This window comes from Muriicola marianensis (genome assembly GCF_014638095.1).
GTDB classification, from domain to species: Bacteria; Bacteroidota; Bacteroidia; order Flavobacteriales; family Flavobacteriaceae; genus Muriicola; species Muriicola marianensis.
This window is the reverse complement of sequence record NZ_BMFH01000001.1, coordinates 1804074-1824433: the sequence shown is the minus strand read 5'-3', so window position 1 is coordinate 1824433 and position 20360 is coordinate 1804074. Positions and strand designations below refer to the sequence as shown.

17 protein-coding genes and 2 tRNA genes are annotated in these 20360 nt (G+C 48.5%); 12 read left to right on the top strand and 7 right to left on the bottom strand.

All coding sequences use genetic code 11. The annotated features are described in order from the left end of the window. Nucleotides 1–2: 2 nt before the first annotated feature. Together IEV19_RS08225 and IEV19_RS08220 are read left to right on the top strand one after the other, a co-directional pair. Nucleotides 3–1679 (top strand): S8 family peptidase, encoded by a 1677-nt coding sequence (locus IEV19_RS08225; RefSeq protein ID WP_188370172.1) that lies wholly within the window; start codon nt 3–5, stop codon nt 1677–1679. A 2-nt stretch (nt 1680–1681) separates the two neighbouring features. Continuing rightward, nucleotides 1682–3553, top strand: a complete 1872-nt coding sequence (locus IEV19_RS08220; RefSeq protein ID WP_188370171.1) for a M1 family metallopeptidase — start codon at nt 1682–1684, stop codon at nt 3551–3553. A gap of 6 nt (nt 3554–3559) precedes the next feature. Here IEV19_RS08220 and IEV19_RS08215 read toward each other — a convergent pair whose 3' ends face one another. Together IEV19_RS08215 and IEV19_RS08210 are read right to left on the bottom strand one after the other, a co-directional pair. Next, nucleotides 3560–4753 (bottom strand): succinylglutamate desuccinylase/aspartoacylase family protein, encoded by a 1194-nt coding sequence (locus IEV19_RS08215; protein WP_188370170.1) that lies wholly within the window; start codon nt 4751–4753, stop codon nt 3560–3562. A 3-nt stretch (nt 4754–4756) separates the two neighbouring features. Then, complete coding sequence (locus IEV19_RS08210; protein ID WP_188370169.1) at nt 4757–6607, bottom strand: glutamate-cysteine ligase family protein; 1851 nt, start codon at nt 6605–6607, stop codon at nt 4757–4759. 65 nt (nt 6608–6672) lie between these two features. On the opposite strand from IEV19_RS08210, the gene rnpA reads away from it, so the two are divergent. From rnpA to IEV19_RS08175, 7 genes are all read left to right on the top strand, one after another. Continuing rightward, on the top strand, nt 6673–7113 hold the full coding sequence (gene rnpA / locus IEV19_RS08205) for a ribonuclease P protein component (protein ID WP_308418530.1): 441 nt from the start codon (nt 6673–6675) through the stop codon (nt 7111–7113). Then, entirely contained in the window at nt 7094–8722 is a 1629-nt protein-coding gene (locus IEV19_RS08200; RefSeq protein WP_188370760.1) for a S41 family peptidase, read from the top strand. Before rnpA ends, IEV19_RS08200 begins: the two co-directional genes overlap by 20 nt. A gap of 145 nt (nt 8723–8867) precedes the next feature. Next, nucleotides 8868–10511, top strand: coding sequence for an alpha-glucan family phosphorylase (glgP, locus tag IEV19_RS08195; RefSeq protein ID WP_188370167.1), 1644 nt, complete (start codon nt 8868–8870; stop codon nt 10509–10511). Next, complete coding sequence (locus IEV19_RS08190; RefSeq protein ID WP_188370166.1) at nt 10508–11491, top strand: MBL fold metallo-hydrolase; 984 nt, start codon at nt 10508–10510, stop codon at nt 11489–11491. The genes glgP and IEV19_RS08190 overlap by 4 nt, the downstream gene beginning before the upstream one ends. Before the next feature lie 3 nt (nt 11492–11494). Then, a complete protein-coding gene (locus IEV19_RS08185; RefSeq protein ID WP_262890084.1) occupies nt 11495–12355 on the top strand; it encodes a fructosamine kinase family protein in 861 nt (286 codons plus the stop codon). Nucleotides 12356–12436: 81 nt separating this feature from the next. Beyond that, entirely contained in the window at nt 12437–13507 is a 1071-nt protein-coding gene (locus IEV19_RS08180) for a Gfo/Idh/MocA family protein (protein WP_188370164.1), read from the top strand. A gap of 103 nt (nt 13508–13610) precedes the next feature. Next, entirely contained in the window at nt 13611–13985 is a 375-nt protein-coding gene (locus IEV19_RS08175; protein ID WP_188370163.1) for a hypothetical protein, read from the top strand. A 17-nt stretch (nt 13986–14002) separates the two neighbouring features. Here the strand turns inward: IEV19_RS08175 and IEV19_RS08170 are convergent, their stop codons facing one another. Genes IEV19_RS08170 through rpiB form a run of 3 tightly spaced genes read right to left on the bottom strand, consistent with a single transcriptional unit; the run spans nt 14003 to nt 15848 of the window. Next, nucleotides 14003–14467 (bottom strand): GNAT family N-acetyltransferase, encoded by a 465-nt coding sequence (locus tag IEV19_RS08170; protein ID WP_188370162.1) that lies wholly within the window; start codon nt 14465–14467, stop codon nt 14003–14005. A 4-nt stretch (nt 14468–14471) separates the two neighbouring features. Beyond that, nucleotides 14472–15380: a cation diffusion facilitator family transporter gene (locus IEV19_RS08165; protein WP_188370161.1), complete on the bottom strand. Its 909-nt coding sequence runs from the start codon at nt 15378–15380 to the stop codon at nt 14472–14474. A gap of 36 nt (nt 15381–15416) precedes the next feature. Further along, nucleotides 15417–15848 carry a ribose 5-phosphate isomerase B gene (gene rpiB / locus IEV19_RS08160; RefSeq protein ID WP_188370160.1) on the bottom strand — a complete coding sequence of 144 codons (432 nt, stop codon included), beginning with the start codon at nt 15846–15848 and terminating at the stop codon, nt 15417–15419. Nucleotides 15849–16455: 607 nt separating this feature from the next. Between rpiB and rnr the strand changes: the two genes are divergently transcribed. Genes rnr through IEV19_RS08145 form a run of 3 tightly spaced genes read left to right on the top strand, consistent with a single transcriptional unit; the run spans nt 16456 to nt 20061 of the window. After that, the gene (rnr, locus tag IEV19_RS08155; RefSeq protein WP_188370159.1) at nt 16456–18642 is read left to right on the top strand and encodes a ribonuclease R; all 2187 of its coding nucleotides are present in this window, start codon (nt 16456–16458) and stop codon (nt 18640–18642) included. Nucleotides 18643–18692: 50 nt separating this feature from the next. After that, nucleotides 18693–19373, top strand: a complete 681-nt coding sequence (locus IEV19_RS08150; protein ID WP_188370158.1) for a head GIN domain-containing protein — start codon at nt 18693–18695, stop codon at nt 19371–19373. Between the two features lie 10 nt (nt 19374–19383). Beyond that, a complete protein-coding gene (locus tag IEV19_RS08145; protein WP_188370157.1) occupies nt 19384–20061 on the top strand; it encodes a LysE family translocator in 678 nt (225 codons plus the stop codon). Between the two features lie 37 nt (nt 20062–20098). On the opposite strand, the gene IEV19_RS08140 is transcribed toward IEV19_RS08145, so the two are convergent. Continuing rightward, nucleotides 20099–20169, bottom strand: a tRNA-Cys gene (locus IEV19_RS08140). Between the two features lie 91 nt (nt 20170–20260). Continuing rightward, nucleotides 20261–20332: transfer RNA gene (locus IEV19_RS08135), tRNA-Cys, on the bottom strand. Nucleotides 20333–20360 lie beyond the last annotated feature (28 nt).

Below are 20360 nucleotides of genomic sequence, written 5' to 3'. Positions count from 1 at the left end.
GAATGATCAGAAATCTGAAACTGAAGACCCTGCTCTGGAGTGCAGGATTTGCCATGATGGGATGCGGGAGCATCAACATCGTGTCTACCCCCATCGAGAACATCGATACCGTTCCGCTGAAAATTGCTGAACTCACAGAAGACGAACGGAAGACCTGGGGACATGCAGACCTGCTCACAGATACCATCCCCGGCATGAGTATCGACAGGGCCTATGAAGAGCTTATCGGGAAGAAAAAAGGTGATAAGGTGATCGTGGCCGTCCTCGATTCCGGGATAGACCTCAACCACGAGGATCTGGATGAGGTGATCTGGACCAACAAGGATGAAAAGCCCGGGAACGGGATTGATGATGACGGCAATGGTTATGTGGATGACGTGCACGGGTATAACTTCCTGGGGGATGCCTATAACGAACAGTTGGAATACACCCGTATCCTGAGGCTGAATCTGGGCGATGAGGCTCTGAGGGCCGAGGCCAGAAAAAAACTGGATGAAGAACTTAAACAGGCCAAAGAGACCCGGCAAATGCTCCTGTCGAACAAACAGCAGACCGAACAGATCCTCGGGATCGTCCAGCAATCGCACGATGCCGTCTCCCAGGAGCTCGGCAAAGGCGACTATACCAAAGAAGAGGTCGCGGCTATGGAGACCACAGATCCGGGCATGCAGCGCAGTATCAGCGTCATCCAGCAGATGTTCAACTACGGGGACAGTATTCCTGAGGTGATCGGCCTGATCAAAGAGGATATCGAACGGGCTACAGAAGGGATCGATTATTTCAATGAACGGATCGATTACCACTTCAATGTGGATTTCAACGGGAGAGAGATCGTGGGAGATGATCCATATAATTTCAACGACCGGAATTACGGTAACGGGAACCCCATGAACCGGGTAGAGGATGAGAGTCACGGCACCCACGTGGCAGGGATCATCGCAGCCGAGCGCAACAACGGCCTGGGAGTAAACGGAGTGGCTAACAACGTGGAGATCATGAGTGTCAGGGCTATACCTAATGGGGATGAATACGATAAGGATATCGCCCTGGGGATACGATACGCGGTAGATAACGGAGCCAAGATCATCAACGCCAGCTTTGGAAAATCGTTCTCCCCCAATGCAGAATGGGTCTACGAGGCCATAAAATACGCAGCAGATAACGATGTGCTTATCGTGCATGCGGCCGGAAACGATGCGCTGGATATGGATAATAAAAATAACCGGGGTTATCCCAATGATCATAAATTGGGGGATGTGGAATACGCAGACAACGTCATTACAGTGGGGGCTTTGAACGACACCTACGGCTCGGAAATGGTGGCTTCCTTCTCAAATTACGGGGCGAAGAATGTCGATATTTTTGCCCCTGGAGGCGGGATCTATTCCACTATGCCGGGGGGTGAATACGAATTCCAGGGAGGGACTTCCATGGCGGCACCGGCCGTCAGCGGGATCGCTGCCCTTATCCGTTCCTATTTCCCTAACCTCACCGCTCCTGAGGTAAAACGCATTCTAATGGATTCAGGTTTGAGCACAAAGCAGACCGTGGTTGTCGGTGGGGATCCCGAAAAAGCAAAACCCTTTGCCCAGCTTTCCCGCACCGGGAAGATGGTCAATGCGTACAACGCCCTGATCCTGGCACAAAAAGTATCAGATTCTAAAACGAAACTACCTTGATTATGAAGAAGAAACTCAATGCTCTTTTTGTTGTATCATTTTCTTGCCTGGTTTTTCTCAACGGCTATGCCCAGGGGAATCACACCTACTGGCAACAGGCGGTGGACTACACCATGGATGTAAACATGGATGTGGAAACCTACCGGTACACAGGGAAGCAAAAACTCGTTTATACCAACAACTCTCCGGACCTACTCAACAGGGTGTACTACCATATGTACTTCAACGCCTTCCAGCCAGGAAGCGAAATGGATATGCGCTTACAGAGCATCACAGACCCGGACAGGAGGATGGTAGACGAGAATGGCAACAGCAGGATCGCAGCCCTCAGCCCTGATGAGATCGGGTATCTGAGAGCCACTGCCCTGACCCAGGATGGAAAAGAAGTTACTTACGCTTTGGAAGGGACCGTACTGGTCGTTGAACTCGACCACCCCATCCTCCCGAACACCTCCTCTACCTTCGACATGGAATTCGAGGGGCAGGTGCCAGTACAGATCAGGCGTTCAGGCCGGAACAACAAGGAGGGAGTAGCCTTGTCTATGAGTCAGTGGTACCCAAAGCTGGCCGAATACGATTTCGAAGGATGGCATGCAGATCCCTATATCGCCCGGGAATTTCACGGGGTTTGGGGTGATTTCGATGTGTCCATCACCCTGGATAAAAATTATACTGTGGGAGGTACGGGTTACCTGCAGAATCCGCAGGAGATAGGCCATGGATACGAAGCTCCGGGCACCAAGGTGAAACGGCCCAAGGGAAAAACCCTGACCTGGCATTTTAAGGCGCCCATGGTACACGATTTTATGTGGGCCGCCGATCCGGATTATATCCACGATACCCTGGTCATGGAAGACGGGCCTGATCTGCACTTCTTCTACAAGAATAAGCCTGAGATCCTGGAGAACTGGAAGAACCTGCAGCCCAAGACGGCCGAAGCCATGCGGTTTTTCAATGAAAACATCGGGCCCTACCCCTATGAGCAGTACTCTGTGGTACAGGGGGGCGATGGGGGTATGGAATACGCCATGAGCACACTGATCACGGGAGAACGCAGTTTTGGCAGCCTGGTCGGTGTCATGGTCCACGAAATGGCGCATTCCTGGTTTCAGCATATCCTGGCCACCAATGAGGCCAAACACGAGTGGATGGACGAAGGCTTCACCTCCTTTATCTCAGACCTTTGTATGAATTCCATCATGAACCAGAACAAGGCCAATCCTTTTGAGGATTCCTATAACGGATACTACAGCCTTGTTCTCTCGGGGAAGGAACAGCCACAGTCGACTCACGCAGACCGATACGAGGTCAATGCCGCTTATGGCCGCTCTGCCTACAGCAAAGGGGCTGTTTTTCTCTCTCAGCTGGGCTATATCATCGGGCAAGACAAACTGATGGCTACCCTAAAGAAGTACTACGCCGATTTTAAATTCAAACATCCCACGCCCAACGATATCAAACGCACAGCCGAAAAGGTTTCGGGGATGGAGCTCGACTGGTATCTGACCGACTGGACACAGACGACCAACACCATCGACTACGCCATCAACTCGGTCAGTGAAGCATCGGGCAGCGCCCAAATTTCCCTGGAGCGTAAAGGCCTGATGCCGATGCCACTCGATATTCTTGTGGTGTACAATGACGGAACCCAGGAGACGTTCTACATTCCTTTACAAATGATGAGGGGGGAGAAGGAGAATCCTTACGGGCAGGTTACACGCACGGTGCTTCCAGACTGGACCTGGGCAAGTCCGGAGTATTCCTTTGAAATCTCAAAATCCCTGGGAGAAGTAAAAGCGGTGGTCATAGACCCCTCCCAGCTGATGGCTGATATCGACATCAACAACAATATCTGGCTGGCAGGTGCGCAGTAAGGGAAATTAATACCAGGGAGCGTCTTCGTACAGCTCGTTCCTGGCCACCTTTTCCCGGTTCTTGATCAGAAGGTGATCCCGGTCGAGGGTGCGGTTCCTGTACCCGAGCAAATGGAAGATCGCCTTGCTGTAAAAACGGGCTACCTTCAGGTTGACCACCAGCTGGGCTTTTTCTCTGTTTTTCCAACTCACTCCCGGTAAAGCTGCTAGGAGGTGGTCTGCCCTGACTTTTCTTAGGGTAGCTGATAGGGCGAGGACCCATTTTGGGATACGCCTGATCATAAAATACCCTTCGGCCCCCTGTTTCTGGTAGAGAGGCATAAACAGTATACCTCCTTTCTCTGCCACCACCGTTTGCTCGTTGTGGTTGGCCAGGAGGGTTCCTTTTTTGACCGATTCAAAACTGTAAAATCCCGGAACCATCTCATAGGTGTCACCGGATTCAATGGCATAACGCTCGGTGATCTCGTAAAAATTGCGGTTGTTGGCTGCTGATTGTTTCAATTCCGAATAATAGGTGCGGAACTGTTTGACGTGCTCCTCCTCCAGGGCCCCTGAAAAGACCAGGCTCAGCCATAAGAAAGCGACGCTGTTTACCCGGGCCTCCTCACTGGCGTGCTGCCCCGATTCAAAACCGAGGGACACGTATCCAAACTCGTTGATATAGTTCAGGACAGGGCCTTCCAGGTATTCCTCTATCCCAAGGATAATAGGCACCGGGAACTTTCGCGCGAATTTCCGGTTGATCATGGCGTCATTGATCGTGATAAACGGAAGGGTCTTGCTCGAGGTGGTGTGAAAGTCGATAAAGTAAAAAGGCGCTTCATGGGCCTTCAACAGGTCCCGGATCACCCCGAGGATCTCCAGCATCTCTTTGTCTTCTGAGGTCATGCCGGTCCTTTCTCCTTTTTCCAGGGCAGTGATGTCTTCCCGGAACCAGGTCCGGTTGAGATCCTTTTCCAGGTACCTTTTGTTTTGAAGCAGGGCAGGGATGTTTCCGGCAATTCCGTAGATATGTCCTTTTACAGGCAATGGATTCCTTTGGAGCTCTCCGAACACTTCCTGCAGGGCCTGTACCCCGGAAGGTTCATTCCCGTGTATGCCCCCGAAAAAGACCAGGACAGGTCCCGGTTCCCGCCCTTTGATGTGGCCGAGGATCCGTTTCAGGTGTGTGTCTTTGGCGCTCAGGGCTTGTGCCATGGATTAGAGGTCGTTACTGGTGATGATACCCACCAATTTCTTGTCCCTTACCACAGGCAGACAGTGGATCTTGTTGTCTTTCATCAATTTCCTGGCCTTGTCTAAAGGCATGTCTTCCGTGGCTGTGATCAATTCTGTTTTCATGATCTCCCGGATACTGCCCGGCTGTTCTTCTGGGTGATTCTGGTAATGTTCCACATCCACCCAGCTCAGGAGGCCTGCCAGGTTGAGGTCGTCATCCAGGATAGGAGCGTGGTGAATGTTTTTCCACAACATCATCCTCAGTACCAGTTCCGCACTGTCATTATCCTGGGCCGTGATGATCCTGGTATTCATGAGATCCCCTACCGTAAGTGCTTTTTTGGGAGTCTTGTATTCATCCCCCCTGGCCAGCTGCCAGGCGTCTACTGCGTATCTCTTTTCCTGCCTGTCATACATGGTGGCGACGAGCACTTTAAGAGCTTCAGGGGTCTTGTGCTCTTTCCTGAGTTTTCGGAAAGACTGGATCATCCACCTTGATCCTGTATGCGACCTGATACGCCTTTCTATGATCGAGAGGTAGTGTTCAGCATCCCTCGGCTCTATATTCATGCTGTAAAGCCCCCGGAAAGCCATCGGCAGGAAGTGGTCCAGCAACAGGTCCTTGCTGCTGATCAGTTTCCCTTCCCAGTAGAACTGGGCGCTCATTCCATACCGGGCTGCGCTGAAAAAGTTGCTCTTGGCATCTTTAAAATCCATTTTATTATGGATGTCATCCAGGTACCTGGGCCTGCCGTGCATAAGGCCTACCCAGAACATCATGTTGGCGATCTCATCATCCGTGGTGGGCCCTGAAGGCATGTAGCGGTTCTCTATCCTGACATGGGGTTTTCCATCGGTCACCCCGTAGCAAAGTCGGTTCCACCTGTATGTCGTTCCGTTGTGGAGGGTAAGGGCCCTGAGTTTGGGGATCTCCCCCTTGTGGAACTGAGTGAGACTGTCCGAGTTGAGTTCGGTGGTCACCAGGCTCCTGAAATTGATGACGGCATCTTTGTAAAAATCAGCTACACCTCCCTGGACCCAGTCCTGCCCAAAACTCACCCGTGATTCCTTTTCGTTCAGGATAAAGGTGCTCCTCCTCGTATCCACACTCTGAGTGAAAAGGGCGATCCGGGTTTCTTCCCATAATTCTTTCCCCATCAGCAGGGGAGAGTTCACGCAGATAGAAAGCAGCGGTCCGGCGATGGCCTGGGCCCAGTTATAGGTCTGGGCAAATTGTTCGGGGTCTATCTGTAAATGGGCCTGGAAACTGGTGTTGCAACCCTCGTAGAGAATGGTGTCGTGGTGCAGGTTCACCTCGTCTACCCCTTTGATGTGGAGTTCGATATCGTCCTTGCGAATAGCCCGAATGGCCTCGTTGAGAATCTTGTACCGCTCCACCGGGGTCATATAATTATACTGCAGGTATTTATGGGTGATGGTAGGGAGGATCCCTGTGAGGATCACCTTCGACTTGTGTTTTGCGGCTGCGTCTTTTGCGACGGCCATCAGGCTGTTGAGCTGCTTGTGCATCTCCGAGAAGCACGTACCCCCGAGTTTAATTGGATCCAGGTTGAGTTCAAGATTGTACTTGTTGAGTTCCGAGGTGAAATGGTCGTCGGCTATATCTTTCAGGATGGCTTCGCTCTGGTCTGAAGGGTCCCAGGATTCATCGACCAGGCAGAATTCCTGTTCGGCTCCTATGTGTACAGGTGTAGTCGCAAACAGTCCCTTACTGAGCATTTGCTCGAGCGTCTCAATGTCTTTTAGCAGGTGGTCTATGTAGGTCTTCTTATCTTCCGGAGTATTGATCCTTTTGACTATTTTTTCTCCCATATCCGTTTTTTTATTCCTGTGCGTGCTTCAAAGGCACAATTTACAGCCTTACTGCTGGCGAAAATATGACAATTATCATTCCCGTCTCTCACGCGATTTCTCACTATTTTTACCCCCTGATGAGGTTTACGTTTCCCAAAGAAGAAAAATTAAAGCGCGAAAAACAAATTCGGGAGGTCTTTGACAAGGGAACTTCCGTAACTGTTTTCCCGCTTAAAATGATCTACCTCAGAACCGAGAATAAGATATCTAAATTTCAGGTCGGTTTTACTGTCCCAAAAAAGAATTTCCGCAAAGCGGTGGAGAGGAATCGTATGAAGCGGCTGTTAAGGGAATCTTATCGTCTTAACAAGCATCTCATTTTTAACAGAACGGAGGGAAGCTATGCCTTTATGTTTTTATACCTTGGGAAAGAAATGACCTCTTTACAAGACGTTGAAACGGCCATGTGCAAAGTATTCGACAAATTTTTAAAAAGAATTGATGATGGGAAAGTTGATCCGTAAAAGAGTATTGATCCCGGTCTTGGCTTTATTTATCCTGGTTGGGGCGAGTAGCTTCAAGACCGATTTCTTCGAGATTGCCAAACAGATAGAGATCTTTACTACCCTGTTCAAGGAACTCAATATGAACTATGTGGATGAGACCAATCCCGCAGAATTGATGGATACGGCCATCAAGAACATGCTGGACGATCTAGATCCCTACACCAAATTCCTCAATGAGCAGGATGTAGAGACCTTCCGCATTAACAACACGGGAGAATATTCCGGGATCGGGGCCCTGGTGCGTTCCTATGAAGACCGACTCGTCATTGTTGAACCCTACAAGGGCTATCCGGCAGACAAGGCCGGGCTCAAGGCAGGAGATGAGCTGATCACTATCGCGGGGATAGACGTAAAGGATTTCCAGGACGATGCGAGCGAACTCCTCAAGGGTGCAAACAAGACCTCTGTAAACGTCACATACAAACGGCAGGGAAAGACCTACGAAGCCACCATTGAGAGGGAGGCCATAGAGGTGGATGCAGTGCCTTACTTCCACATGATCGATGAAGAAATAGGCTATGTGGTCCTGTCCCGATTCAACAAGAAGGCCTCCTCCCAAACCAGGGAGGCTATTGAGTCTCTCAAAGCAGAAGGAGCTAAAAAGCTCATCGTGGACCTCAGGGGAAATCCCGGGGGTCTTCTCTCAGAGGCCATCAATGTCACCAACCTATTCGTGCCAAAGGGTACTCTTGTGGTGACAACCAAGTCCAAGGTGAAAAAGTTCAACCAGAGCTATGAGACCCGCAATAAACCGCTGGATGAGGAGATACCATTGGTGGTCCTCGTTGACGGCAAGAGCGCCTCAGCCAGTGAGATCGTCTCAGGCAGCCTGCAGGATCTGGACCGCGCGGTGATCGTGGGGGCCAGGAGTTTTGGCAAGGGCCTGGTGCAAAGACCTCTGAAGCTTACCTATGGCACCCAACTTAAAGTAACTATATCCAGATACTACACTCCCAGTGGCCGATGCATTCAGTCCCTGGATTACTGGAACCGGGACGAGGAAGGGAATGCGGTAAGAAATACCCAATTCAACGAATTTACTACCCGAAATGGCCGCAAAGTAAAGGATGGAGGTGGCATCATGCCCGATGTTCCCATCGCCTCACTGAACACAAACGACCTGGTCAATGCCCTGGTCAACAACCATGTCCTCTTTGACTATGCGACAGATTACTATTATGGACACCCCGGCCAGGCTGTGGGGGATTTTTCCCTTACCGATGCCGATTTTGAAGCCTTTAAAAGACATGTATCTGCGAGCAGCTTCGACTTCCAAACCAAGACCGAACTCGCCTTAAAAGAGTCCCTCACAGGAAAGAACAATGAACTCTTCGGGAGAGAGGTGGAGGAAAATACCAAAGCCCTTTTGCTGAGTATCGAAAAAAGCAAGCTGGCCGCCCTCGACACCTTTAGAAAGGAGATCACTAAACCCCTGGAGGACGAGATCGTCAAAAGATACGTCTATCGGGAAGGGCTGTATGACTACTACCTCAACCACGACGAGGCGATCCAGGCCAGTGCCCAATTGCTTAAAGACGAATCTAAATACAGGTCGATCCTCAAATAAGGGACTCCCTTTTATAACCTAACGATGCGGGTATCCTAAGTGTGCCCAACCCGTGCTATTTCCTTCAGAACCAAAAGGTTTTCTCAATTTTGCGTTGCGAACCGGCGGTTTTCCTATTTTTGGCCTTTCAAATCTGAATAAAAACATGAAGAGTAAATATAATTCCTGGTATCACCCCTATAAACCCAGTGAGCCCTATAAGAAAAAGGTGGCCTATTTCAGTATGGAATTCGGTATCCACCAGGCCTTGAAGATCTATTCGGGCGGACTCGGATTTCTCGCGGGATCCCATATGCTTTCGGCCTTTGAACTCAAGCAAAACGTCATAGGTATTGGCATGCTTTGGAAATACGGGTATTACGATCAGAGCCGCAATAAGGACCAGACCCTGAGGCCCGATTTCATTGAAAAACACTACAGTTTCCTCGAAGACTCCGGCCATGAAGTAGAGGTGGGTATTTTCGGAAACAGCTCTGTCAAGGTAAGGGCGATGGTCTTAAAGCCTGAGGTTTTCGGTTCTGTTCCCATTTACCTTTTGACTACTGATGTGGAGGGGAACGATGAGCTGTCGCGCTCTATCATGAACCATCTCTATGACTCCAACGAACTGACCCGAATCTGTCAAAACATAGTGCTGGGGATCGGAGGGGCAAAACTCGTCCAGGCATTAGGGGGTGCGGATATCTACCACTTAAATGAGGGACACGCCCTGCCGGCATTCTATCACCTCCGCAATTTAGGGGTGGGCAAGAAAAACATGGCATTTACCACCCATACTCCGGAAAGGGCCGGTAATGTGGAAAGGGACGCCTATGCCCTGAACGACAGTGGATTCTTTGGTAGGAAACTTACCGAAGAGGAGCTGATGAAGGAAACCGGTGGCTCTAACCGGCTGAGTTATACCGTAGCCGCCTTGCGAATGGCCAACCGAACCAATGCGGTTTCCAAGTTGCACGCAAAGGTATCCAGGGGGATGTGGAAGGGAAATACTGGCAGTACCAAGATTTTTCCCATCACCAATGCACAAAACCAGAATTTCTGGCAGGATGAGACCTTGTATAAGGCCAGGAAGGCCAACAATGTAAAGGCCTTCCAAAAAAGAAAGACAGAACTGAAACAGGACCTGTTCAAAACCGTACTCGACCAGACAGGGAAACTATTCGACCCTGAGATTCTGACCATCGTCTGGGCCCGGCGATTTGCGGAGTACAAAAGGGCCGACTTGCTCCTGCGAGACATGGAGCGTTTTGAGAAGATCCTGGCCAACAAGAAATACCCAGTACAAATCATCTGGGCAGGAAAGCCATATCCCAAGGATACAGGGGCTATAGGGGTATTTGACAGGCTGGTTCACTTCACCAAATACAGACACAATACGGCCGTGCTTACCGGATACGAAATGGCCCTGTCCAAACTCCTGAAAATGGGATCAGACATCTGGTTGAATACCCCTCGCATTACCCGGGAAGCTTCCGGTACCAGCGGGATGACCGCCGCCATGAACGGCAGTGTAAACCTGTCAATCAACGATGGATGGGTACCCGAATTCGCTAAAAATGGCAAGAATTCCTTCGTTCTTCCGGAGGCCAACCCGGAAAGCCTGGTTTCAGAACAGGACGATTTTGACAGCCGCAATCTCTATGACTGCCTGGAAGAAAAAGTGCTTCCCCTCTACTACAATACCCCTGAAAAATGGTCGGAGATCGTCTTTAGGGGAATGGACGATGTGCTGGCTGATTTTACCAGTGAACGAATGGCCATTCAGTATTACAAAGAGCTGTACAAATGAGATCAAAGCCCCTGAAATACATCATATTATCAGGGGTACTTATCTTCCTGTTTGCCTGTCGGCCAACAACAGAAAAAAACGCCCCGGAAACAGAGATCAGCGGGAATGCCAAAGCAGGTGTCCGACTGATGATCCTGGGAACAGCACAGGACGCAGGGTCTCCTCAGGTGGGATGCGAAAAAGCCTGTTGCAAAGACCTTTTTGAAAACCCGGATCCCAAAAGAAAGGTGGTTTCTCTGGGGTTGATAGATGGAAAACACAAAAAGCAATATCTCTTTGAGGCAACCCCCGACCTGCCTTCTCAGCTCCATTTCTTAAACCGGGCTGCAGATGTCCAGGAGGGCATCATGCCGGATGGTGTATTCCTTACCCATGCCCATATTGGGCATTACAGCGGACTCATGTTCTTCGGGAAAGAGGCGGTAAATGCGAAAGAAGTGCCCGTCCACGCCATGCCTCGAATGGCCGATTTCCTTCAGCACAATGGGCCCTGGGGACAGCTCGTCAGCAACCAAAATATCCGCATCGAACCCCTCTTGCCTGATTCTGCAATAACCCTCGCCCCTTCTGTCTCTGTAGTACCTCTAAGGGTACCACACCGGGATGAATATTCGGAGACCGTGGGCTTTATCATTAGCGGGCCGGAGAAAAAAGCACTTTTTATCCCGGACATTGACAAATGGGAGAGGTGGGACCGAAAGATCACAGACCTGATCACTGAGGTGGATTACGCCTTTCTCGATGCTACGTTTTTTGACGGAGATGAGCTCAACACAAGGGACATTTCAGAGATCCCACATCCTTTTGTCGTGGAAAGCATGGAGCTTTTTGAAACGCTTCCCCCAACAGAAAAACAAAAGATCATCTTTATTCATTTCAACCATACCAACCCCTTGCTCTCTCGAGAGTCTGAAGCTTATCGGTTTGTAACCTCACGGGGCTTCCGAGTGGCTTCGTTTGGGGATGAATTCGATCTGTAGGCTTTGGAAACATCCCTAAGAGAACATATAGAGGCGGTCATGGGCAGAAAGATCCTCTCTGCCAATCCTGTTTCAGGGGGTGATATTTCCCTGGCTTTTAAGATCGATCTGGAGGGTGAGCCCTTGTTCTGCAAATACCATAAAGGAGCTCAGGGTTTTACTATGCTTCAGGCAGAGAAAACCGGATTGGAAGCCATATCAGCAACCGGGTGTATCAAAACTCCGCGGGTGCTGCACCTTGGAAAACTGAAAATCAGTGCCTGCCTGCTGATGGAATACGTAGAAAGAGGCCATCCGTCGGAAAAAAACATGGCGCATTTCGGGGAACAGCTGGCAAGGCTGCATGGCACGAAGCAACCCCTTTTTGGGTGGGATACCGATAATTTCATCGGTTCCCTGCCCCAGTCCAATGCCTCCAAACAGACCTGGCCGGAATTCTATACCACAGAAAGGCTCGGTCCCCAGCTTAGAATGGCTTTTGATAAGGGGCTGCTGAGTCGGGATGAAGTCCCGGGTGAGAACCTCATGGAGGCTAGACTCCGGGGTCTCTGCAGCGAAACACGACCCAGCCTCATCCACGGCGATCTCTGGGGAGGTAACTACCTCATCTCAACTGAAGATGAAGCGTACCTCATAGATCCCAGCGTGAGTTATTCCCATCCGGGAATGGATCTGGCCATGAGCCGTCTTTTCGGGGGGTTCTCCCCTGCGTTCTACAGCGGATATGAGTCGGCTGCAAGCGATCTCGTGCCTGAACAGGACGAAATCGAGCTCTACCAATTGTATTATCTCCTTGTTCACCTGAACTTGTTCGGGGTTTCGTACGCCGCCTCCGTAAAACGTATTTTGAGGCGTTTCTTCTGAGCTCTTGACGTATTTCATTCCGGGCCCGGTTTTTCCTACCTTTAAAGAACTGATAATCATTATTAAAGACCTCAGCAGATTATGGCGGGAAATTCACACATTCGGGTCCTGGTAGTGGGTTGTGGCCATATGGGGGCCAGCCATGCCAGGGCATACCAGCAGATCGATGGTTTCGAGATCGTCGGACTGGTAAGCAGGACTCCTGAGAGCAGGGAGGCTCTTTCCACCTCCCTGGGTGGGCTGCCTACCTTTGGGGATTACAAATCGGCCCTCGAACAGACCAACCCTGATGCCGTCTCCATAAATACATATCCCGACACCCATTTTGAATATGTAAAGATGGCTCTAGAGGTAGGGGCCCATGTCTTTGTGGAAAAGCCCCTGGCCACAACGGTGGATCAGGCTGAGGAATTAGTAAAATTAGCCGCTGAACTCGATAGAAAGCTCGTCGTAGGATATATCCTCAGGGTGCATCCTGCATGGGCTAAATTCGTGGAAATCGCCAGGACCCTTGGCAAACCCCTGGTCATGCGAATGAACCTGAACCAGCAAAGCTCAGGAGCCCAGTGGCACACCCACAAACAGCTAATGAGGTCTATGTCTCCTATTGTAGACTGTGGGGTGCATTATGTGGATATCATGTGTATGATGACGGGGTCCAAACCTGTGAGCGTATCGGCTATCGGAGCCCGACTGACTGAGGAAGTAGACTCCGGGATGTACAACTACGGGCAGTTGCAGATCCGCTTTGAGGATGATTCTGTTGGCTGGTATGAAGCCGGTTGGGGGCCTATGATGAGTGAGACTGCCTTCTTTATCAAGGATGTAATAGGTCCTAAAGGCTGTGTTTCCATCAGCGATGCAACCACTGCAGCTTCGGATGACGTCGAGGGACACACCAAGACCGGGCATCTGAGGTTGCACAAAAGTGATACAGATGCCGACGGTAAATTTGCCCATAAGGATCAGATTATCTCTACCCGGGATGAACCGGACCATGACGGATTGTGCTGCCTGGAACAGGAATTTTTCCTGGATGCTATCCTTTCAAACAAGGATCTCTCAGCCCATCTGCGCGATGCTGTCAATAGCCTGAAGATCGTCCTTGCCGCAGACAGGTCGGTGCATACGGGAAAGACCATCGCCCTCTAAAATGGGAAAATTACCTCCCTGAATTAAGCTTTTAAATATTAAATACCTGTTAATCAATGGAATGAAATTGCAGGTAAATGTGATTTTTTGTATCTTTTCCCCTATGGTAAAGTCAGAAAAGAAAGAACATTCAGCATTTATTGAAAAATCCGTTCATCACCTCGAAGCCCGCGGTTTCGAAAAGATACGGGTAGATTTGGACGGTTATGAAAAACCTAAATCCTTCCTGAGGAAGAAAAACGGTACCAAGGTGACCCCGGACATTGTGGCCAACAAGGACGGGAAGAGGTATTTTTTTGAGATCAGCCTCAAAACGGATAAACCTCAGTTGCTAAAGACCAAGTGGGTGTTTCTCGATGCCCTGAGCAGGATGAGGTCTGATGCCTTCAGGATCATTACTACTAAGGGGCATTACAAATTCACAGATACCCTGCTCGAGGATATCAACCTGAGCAACAAGACCCCGATCAGGATCTGATCCGCATCCCTGCCTGGTCAATCATTCTCAGAGGAGGCTATATGTGCTCTTCTCATCCTGATGTGCGGAATATCGTCTTCCAGGTATTCGGCTCCTTCGGGCAGAAATCCCATATCCTCATAAAATTTGGTAAGGTACAACTGGGCTGAGATCACTGTATGCTTGCTATTCAGGTTGCTCTCAATATACTTAAGAGAGGCTTCCATGATCTTTTTTCCCAGGGCTTTTCCCCTGAACTCCGATGAGACTACCACCCTCCCTATACTCGGGTCATCGAAGTAATCTCCCGCTTTGAAAATACGGGTATAGGCGCTTATTTTTTCAGGACCATATCCCAGTACATGCAGGGCTTTCTGATCCAATCCATCCACATCCAGGTACGCACATTCCTGTTCCACCACAAAAACCTCCGCCCTCAATTGCAGGATGCGGTATAGTTCTTCTTTGGTAAGTTCCTCGAAGGATTTGATGAGTATCTCCATAGCCTCAGTCCTGTACAATTACCTGGTGGGAATGACACTTCCCGAATTCGGGTTGAATGCTTACATGGGTGATCCCATAATTGTGATATACACGTTCTTCAATGTCCTTCAGGATGCAATCAAACTCCTGAATGCTGATATTCTCATGGAAATCGATGTGAGCCTCCAGGTGGATCTCCTGTTCGTTCAATTGCCATAGGTGGACGTGATGCATATTCTTGATAGCCGGATTCTCACTGATCTCACGAACCATGTTATCTACTTCTATCTGGTCTGGAGTGAAGAGCATCAGCACCTTGGTAGAAGATTTTAAAAGGTCATACCCCATATAGATCAGGTAAAGTCCGATAGCAATAGTCAGCACAGGATCAATCCAGAACAGCTGGTAAAAGTACATGAGAATTCCTCCCAGGAGGACGGCCACAGAAGCCATCATATCCGTGAGTAAATGCAGATAGGCTGATTTCATATTCATATTGCTCTCTGCATCCTTTTTGATCAGCAGGACGCTGAATCCGTTAGCTGCGATCCCCAGAGCTGATAGCCAGATCACCAGGGCAGGGGTTATGGGTTCCGGCTGGAAAAAGCGTTCCACGGCCTCCTTGATCAGGATAATCGCAATGACGATCAGGGTGGCAGAATTCACAAATGCCGCCATGATCTCTGCTCTCTTATATCCAAACGTTCGTTTACTGGAAGCTCTTTTAGTGGTAAATCGGTTTGCGAGATAGCTGATGATAAGGGAGAGTACGTCACTGAAATTGTGGAGAGCATCGGAGAGAAGCGCCAGACTGCCGGATATGATCCCGCCGATTACCTGTGCAACGGTAATCGCAATATTGAGGAGGATGGAGATCAGTAAATTTTTTCCGCTCCTCTCGTGGTGATGGTGATGATGATGTGTGTGTCCCATGCCTTAACAGGATTGTTCAATCAATCTTCAGGCAATTTAAGAACAGGCTATCTTCTCTATCCGTCGTTCGTGTCTTCCGCCTTCGAAAGAAGTGTTTAAAAAAGTTTTAACCATTTCGAGGGCCTGAGGGAGTGAGATAAACCTGGCCGGTAAACTGAGGATATTCGCATCGTTGTGGGCGCGGGCCAATTCTGTGATCTCTTTATTCCAGCACAGGGCAGCCCTCACCTTCTGGTGTTTGTTAGCAGTCATGGATGCCCCATTTCCACTGCCACAGATAATGATCCCAATATCGGCCCGCCCGTTTTCCACGTCATCTGCCACGGGGTGTACAAAGTCCGGATAATCCACACTGTCCGTGCTGTCTGTACCGTGGTTGATAACTTCAATATCCTGGGATCTCAGCAATCCCACTATTGCCAGTTTGTAATCCGTACCTGCATGGTCATTACCTACAGAGATTTTCATAAGTCCACAAATAAAATTCTCTACTAAAATACGAATACCCGGTATTATATCCCGGGAATACACTTATTAACAATGGTAATTTAACATTCAAGGCAAATCCTTGAAATACAGTGATTTTTAATTAACCATCATTGTTGAAATTCCATGAAAAAGTATTGATTGTTAAAACGTAATATTCTGTTTACAATACACCTTGTAAAATAAAATACAGAAATCAAAAAATAGTCTTGAAAAGATGATATGGATTTATACACTTTCCACAGGGTTGATATAAACAGTAAAAAATTTAAAAGTTATTAACCAACAGTGGTTGATTCATGTTCTTAACACGGGTTAATAAAGTATGTAATAAGTTGACATTCAGATTTTGGATGTTTTGAAAAATAACTCATAAATCAACTAAACTGTTCAAGGCAAGTATGTCCTTAAAATTTTATCCTCCGTGTTAACAGACAATAATCATCATTGCTTTTCAATTTTAAAAACAATAAAAAATAGATTAAATGATATTATATGTTAACAAATAGATAAAGAGGTTGTATATCAGGTGATACGGAGAGAGGCAGTGAATTATAATTCGTAATTTGCGGCCCAAATTTAAAATTGAATGTCGAAGAAAAAGAAGAGGGCTACACAACACAGGAAAAATGAGATTACGAGAGGGATTTTTGAGGTCCTGGAGAAGGAGCCTAATAAGACTTTTAACTACAAACAGATCGCATCCAAATTACAGATTGACGATACCGAAGGAAGGAATATACTCATCAAGAGACTGGGGCAGTTAAAAGCCAAGGAAAGGATCAGGGAATTTGAAAGGGGAAAATACAGGTCCCTTGAGAACAAACTCCTGCATCAGGGTAAAATAGAGGTGACCGCAAGGGGAAATGCCTATGTGGTAGTCGAAGGTCTGGATGATGATATATTCGTTTCTTACAATAAGCTCAACCGGGCTTTTGATGGTGATATTGTGGAGGTTCTGGTAAAACCCAGAAGAAAATCCAACAAACTTGAAGGGGAGGTGGTTTCCATCCTGGAAAGGAAGAAGAATGCTTTTGTAGGGATCCTCGATCTGCACAAGAGCTTTGCTTTTGTAAGACCTACGGATCACAAGATGTATACCGATATTTTTGTCCCCTTGAGTTCTGTCGGTAAAGCAAAGGATGGAGAAAAAGTGATTGTAGAGGTGCTGTCCTGGGCAAAGGAGGAAGAATCCCCAACAGGTAAAGTAGTAGAGGTACTGGGCTTACCGGGAGAACACGATACAGAGATCCACGCCATCCTGGCTGAATACGGTCTCCCTTATCAGTTTCCGGCAGAAGTGCAGCGGTACGCAGATAAACTGGATACCTCTATCAAAGAAAGCGAAGTGAAAAAAAGAAGGGATATGAGGCAGGTGCTTACCTTCACCATAGACCCGAAAGACGCAAAAGATTTTGACGATGCACTCTCTTTTCAACAACTTCCAAATGGAAATTACGAGGTAGGTATCCATATTGCCGATGTCTCCTATTACGTAATTCCGGACACGGTTCTCGATGAAGAAGCCTATGAAAGGGCCACATCGGTTTATCTGGTAGACCGGGTGGTACCTATGTTACCGGAAGTACTTTCCAATAATGCGTGTTCCCTCAGACCGAATGAGGACAAGTATACATTTTCAGCCATTTTTGAGATCGATGAAAAGGCCCAGGTAAAAAATGAATGGTTTGGCAGGACAGTCATACATTCCGATGAACGCTTTGCCTACGAGGAAGCCCAGTACATCATAGAAAAACAGACAAACAGGATAGGGGAAGAGGTATCGATCAGAGGCAAGGCATATGACGTGTCCGATGCCATCCGTGATGCCGTCTTAAAATTGAATTCCCTGGCGGTGATCATGAGGGAAAGGCGCATGAAGGCCGGAGCCATTTCTTTTGATAAACTGGAAGTAAAGTTCAATCTGAACGAGAAGAACGAGCCCGTCAGTGTTTACTTTAAGGAAGCTAAAGAGGCTAATAAACTGATCGAGGAATTCATGCTGCTGGCGAACAGAAAGGTCGCTTCTTTTATTGGAAAACAACGTCCTCAAAAGACCTTTGTATACAGGGTTCACGACGAACCCGACCAGGAAAAGCTGATGGCGCTGAACGGGATCATTTCGAGGTTCGGGCACAAGCTCAATTTCCACAACAAAAAGACCATCAGCGACTCCCTGAACAAACTCCTGGAAGATGTTAAAGGGCAGAAAGAACAAAACCTGGTCGATACTCTGGCAATACGAAGTATGAGCAAGGCGATATACACTACCGACAACATCGGGCATTACGGACTCGCCTTTGATTTTTATACCCATTTCACCTCCCCTATTCGCCGTTACCCCGATGTGATGGTTCACAGACTGTTGCAGCACTATCTCGATGGAGGTAAGGCTCCCAACCCGGAGATGATCGAGGAAAAATGCAAGCACTCCTCAGATATGGAGTACCTGGCTTCGAGTGCAGAGCGGGATTCCATCAAGTACATGCAGATCAAATTCATGCAGGACCACAAGGATCAGGAGTTCGTTGGGGTCATTTCAGGCGTGACCGAATGGGGGATCTACGTAGAGATCATTGAGAATAAATGCGAAGGAATGGTCCGCATCCGGGATATCAAGGACGATTATTATACCTTTGATGAAAAGCAGTACGCTCTTGTAGGCGAAAGGCGCCGAAAAGTCTACCAGCTCGGTGACGAGGTACGCGTCATGGTCAAGGACACCGACCTGGTCAAAAGACACCTCGATTTTACCCTTCTGGGCAAGGCCAAGTAAGTTTTCTTAAATTTAAACGTTCTTTACAGGGCATGCTAAATCAACAACAGATGAAAAAGTTGTTTGTACTCTTCTTTTTAGGTCTGGGAATTTGGGGGCTTCAAGCCCAGGATGGCAGGGTTACCCAAAATCTTAGCAGCTTCAAGGAAGTGAAGGTATATGACGGGCTTTCCGTCAATCTGATCCGTTCAGACAGGAATCAGGCCGTCATCACCGGGGCCAATACCTCAAAAGTTGCCCTTGTGAATACAGACGGGGTACTGAAGATCAGGATGGAGATATTTAAGATCTTCAGCGGATACCGTACTTTCATCGATCTCTATTACACCGATGACCTGGTTGTGATCGATGTCAATGAGGATGCTCGTATCACCACCAAGGAGACCATATCCCAGGGCGTACTGGACCTCAGGGCCCAGGAAGGCGGGGAGATCCGCGTGCAGGCCAAGACAGAACAATTGTTGATCAAAGCGGTTACCGGAGGTGTTATCAACGCCACCGGAAGCTCCGAGAATCAGGATGTACAGATCAATACAGGAGGTATCTACAAAGGAAAGGACCTCAAAACAGAATTCAGCACCGTGAATGTGAATGCGGGCTCCACGGCAGAGATCTTTGCCACGAACTATGTAAAGGCGACCGTCAAAGCCGGGGGTACTGTGTTTGTATATGGCGATCCGGCTAAGATGGAGGAAAAGACCGTATTCGGAGGAAAGATAGAACGCATGTAAAACCCATGGAATGATCGAAGATGTTCAGGCAGCCATACCCCTAGGATTTTTTCTGAGCTTCATGATCGGCCCTGTGTTTTTTGTCTTGCTTGAGACCAGCGCTACTAAGGGATTCAGAGCTGGACTCGTATTCGATGCCGGGGTGATCATCGCCGACATCCTTTTCCTGATCATCGCCTATTTCAGTAGTTTTCAACTCCTGGAGAACCTCAGCAACCAACCCGGCCTCTATGTTTTCGGAGGGGTGATCCTCCTGATCTATTCCCTCACTATTCTGTTGAATAGGGCGCCGATTAAGGAAAAGCGCAATGTTCATATTTCCAAGACGGGCTTTTTAGGTCTTTTCATCAAGGGATTCCTGCTTAATTTCATCAATATAGGTGTCCTCGTATTCTGGCTGGGTGTGATCATCGTAGTGGGCCCCAGTCTGGACAATGATCCCGACAGGATCCTGGTCTTTTTCTCTACTATGCTTCTCGCTTACCTGATCACGGATCTGTTTAAGATCCTTCTCGCCAAGCAACTCAAGCGAAAACTTACCCCCAAGCGGATTCGCGCTGTAAAAAAGGCCCTGGGAGTGGTCCTGGCTATCTGTGGCATTGTGCTAATCATCAAAGGATTTCTACCAAAAGACCAGCTCAACATAGAAAAAGGGATAGAACTCATCCGGGAAGCCGAAGGACATTAAAAAACCCCAAGGAGTTCTCTCATTGGGGTCTTTTCTGAGGCATCGAGCGGATTCGAACCGCTGTACAAGCTTTTGCAGAGCTGTGCCTAGCCACTCGGCCACGATGCCTTTTCAGCGCAGCAAATTTACGAAATAAGATGAAAAACCCTCCTGCTCACAACTAAATTTAGGGTATTCAGGAGGGAAAGATTCTCAGCAGAGGCATCGGGTGGACTCGAACCACCATAAAAGCTGTTGCGCAGCTCCGTCTAACCAATTCGACCACAATGCCTTGTTCTCTTGCAAAGATAATGAATACA

Coding starts and splice junctions, on each gene's coding strand:
- IEV19_RS08225 (WP_188370172.1), top strand. CDS start 3: ATGATCAGAAATCTGAAACTGAAGACCCTGCTCTGGAGTGCAGGATTT.
- IEV19_RS08220 (WP_188370171.1), top strand. CDS start 1,682: ATGAAGAAGAAACTCAATGCTCTTTTTGTTGTATCATTTTCTTGCCTG.
- IEV19_RS08215 (WP_188370170.1), bottom strand. CDS start 4,753: ATGGCACAAGCCCTGAGCGCCAAAGACACACACCTGAAACGGATCCTC.
- IEV19_RS08210 (WP_188370169.1), bottom strand. CDS start 6,607: ATGGGAGAAAAAATAGTCAAAAGGATCAATACTCCGGAAGATAAGAAG.
- rnpA (WP_308418530.1), top strand. CDS start 6,673: ATGACAATTATCATTCCCGTCTCTCACGCGATTTCTCACTATTTTTAC.
- IEV19_RS08200 (WP_188370760.1), top strand. CDS start 7,094: ATGGGAAAGTTGATCCGTAAAAGAGTATTGATCCCGGTCTTGGCTTTA.
- glgP (WP_188370167.1), top strand. CDS start 8,868: ATGAAGAGTAAATATAATTCCTGGTATCACCCCTATAAACCCAGTGAG.
- IEV19_RS08190 (WP_188370166.1), top strand. CDS start 10,508: ATGAGATCAAAGCCCCTGAAATACATCATATTATCAGGGGTACTTATC.
- IEV19_RS08180 (WP_188370164.1), top strand. CDS start 12,437: ATGGCGGGAAATTCACACATTCGGGTCCTGGTAGTGGGTTGTGGCCAT.
- IEV19_RS08175 (WP_188370163.1), top strand. CDS start 13,611: ATGGTAAAGTCAGAAAAGAAAGAACATTCAGCATTTATTGAAAAATCC.
- IEV19_RS08170 (WP_188370162.1), bottom strand. CDS start 14,467: ATGGAGATACTCATCAAATCCTTCGAGGAACTTACCAAAGAAGAACTA.
- IEV19_RS08165 (WP_188370161.1), bottom strand. CDS start 15,380: ATGGGACACACACATCATCATCACCATCACCACGAGAGGAGCGGAAAA.
- rpiB (WP_188370160.1), bottom strand. CDS start 15,848: ATGAAAATCTCTGTAGGTAATGACCATGCAGGTACGGATTACAAACTG.
- rnr (WP_188370159.1), top strand. CDS start 16,456: ATGTCGAAGAAAAAGAAGAGGGCTACACAACACAGGAAAAATGAGATT.
- IEV19_RS08150 (WP_188370158.1), top strand. CDS start 18,693: ATGAAAAAGTTGTTTGTACTCTTCTTTTTAGGTCTGGGAATTTGGGGG.
- IEV19_RS08145 (WP_188370157.1), top strand. CDS start 19,384: ATGATCGAAGATGTTCAGGCAGCCATACCCCTAGGATTTTTTCTGAGC.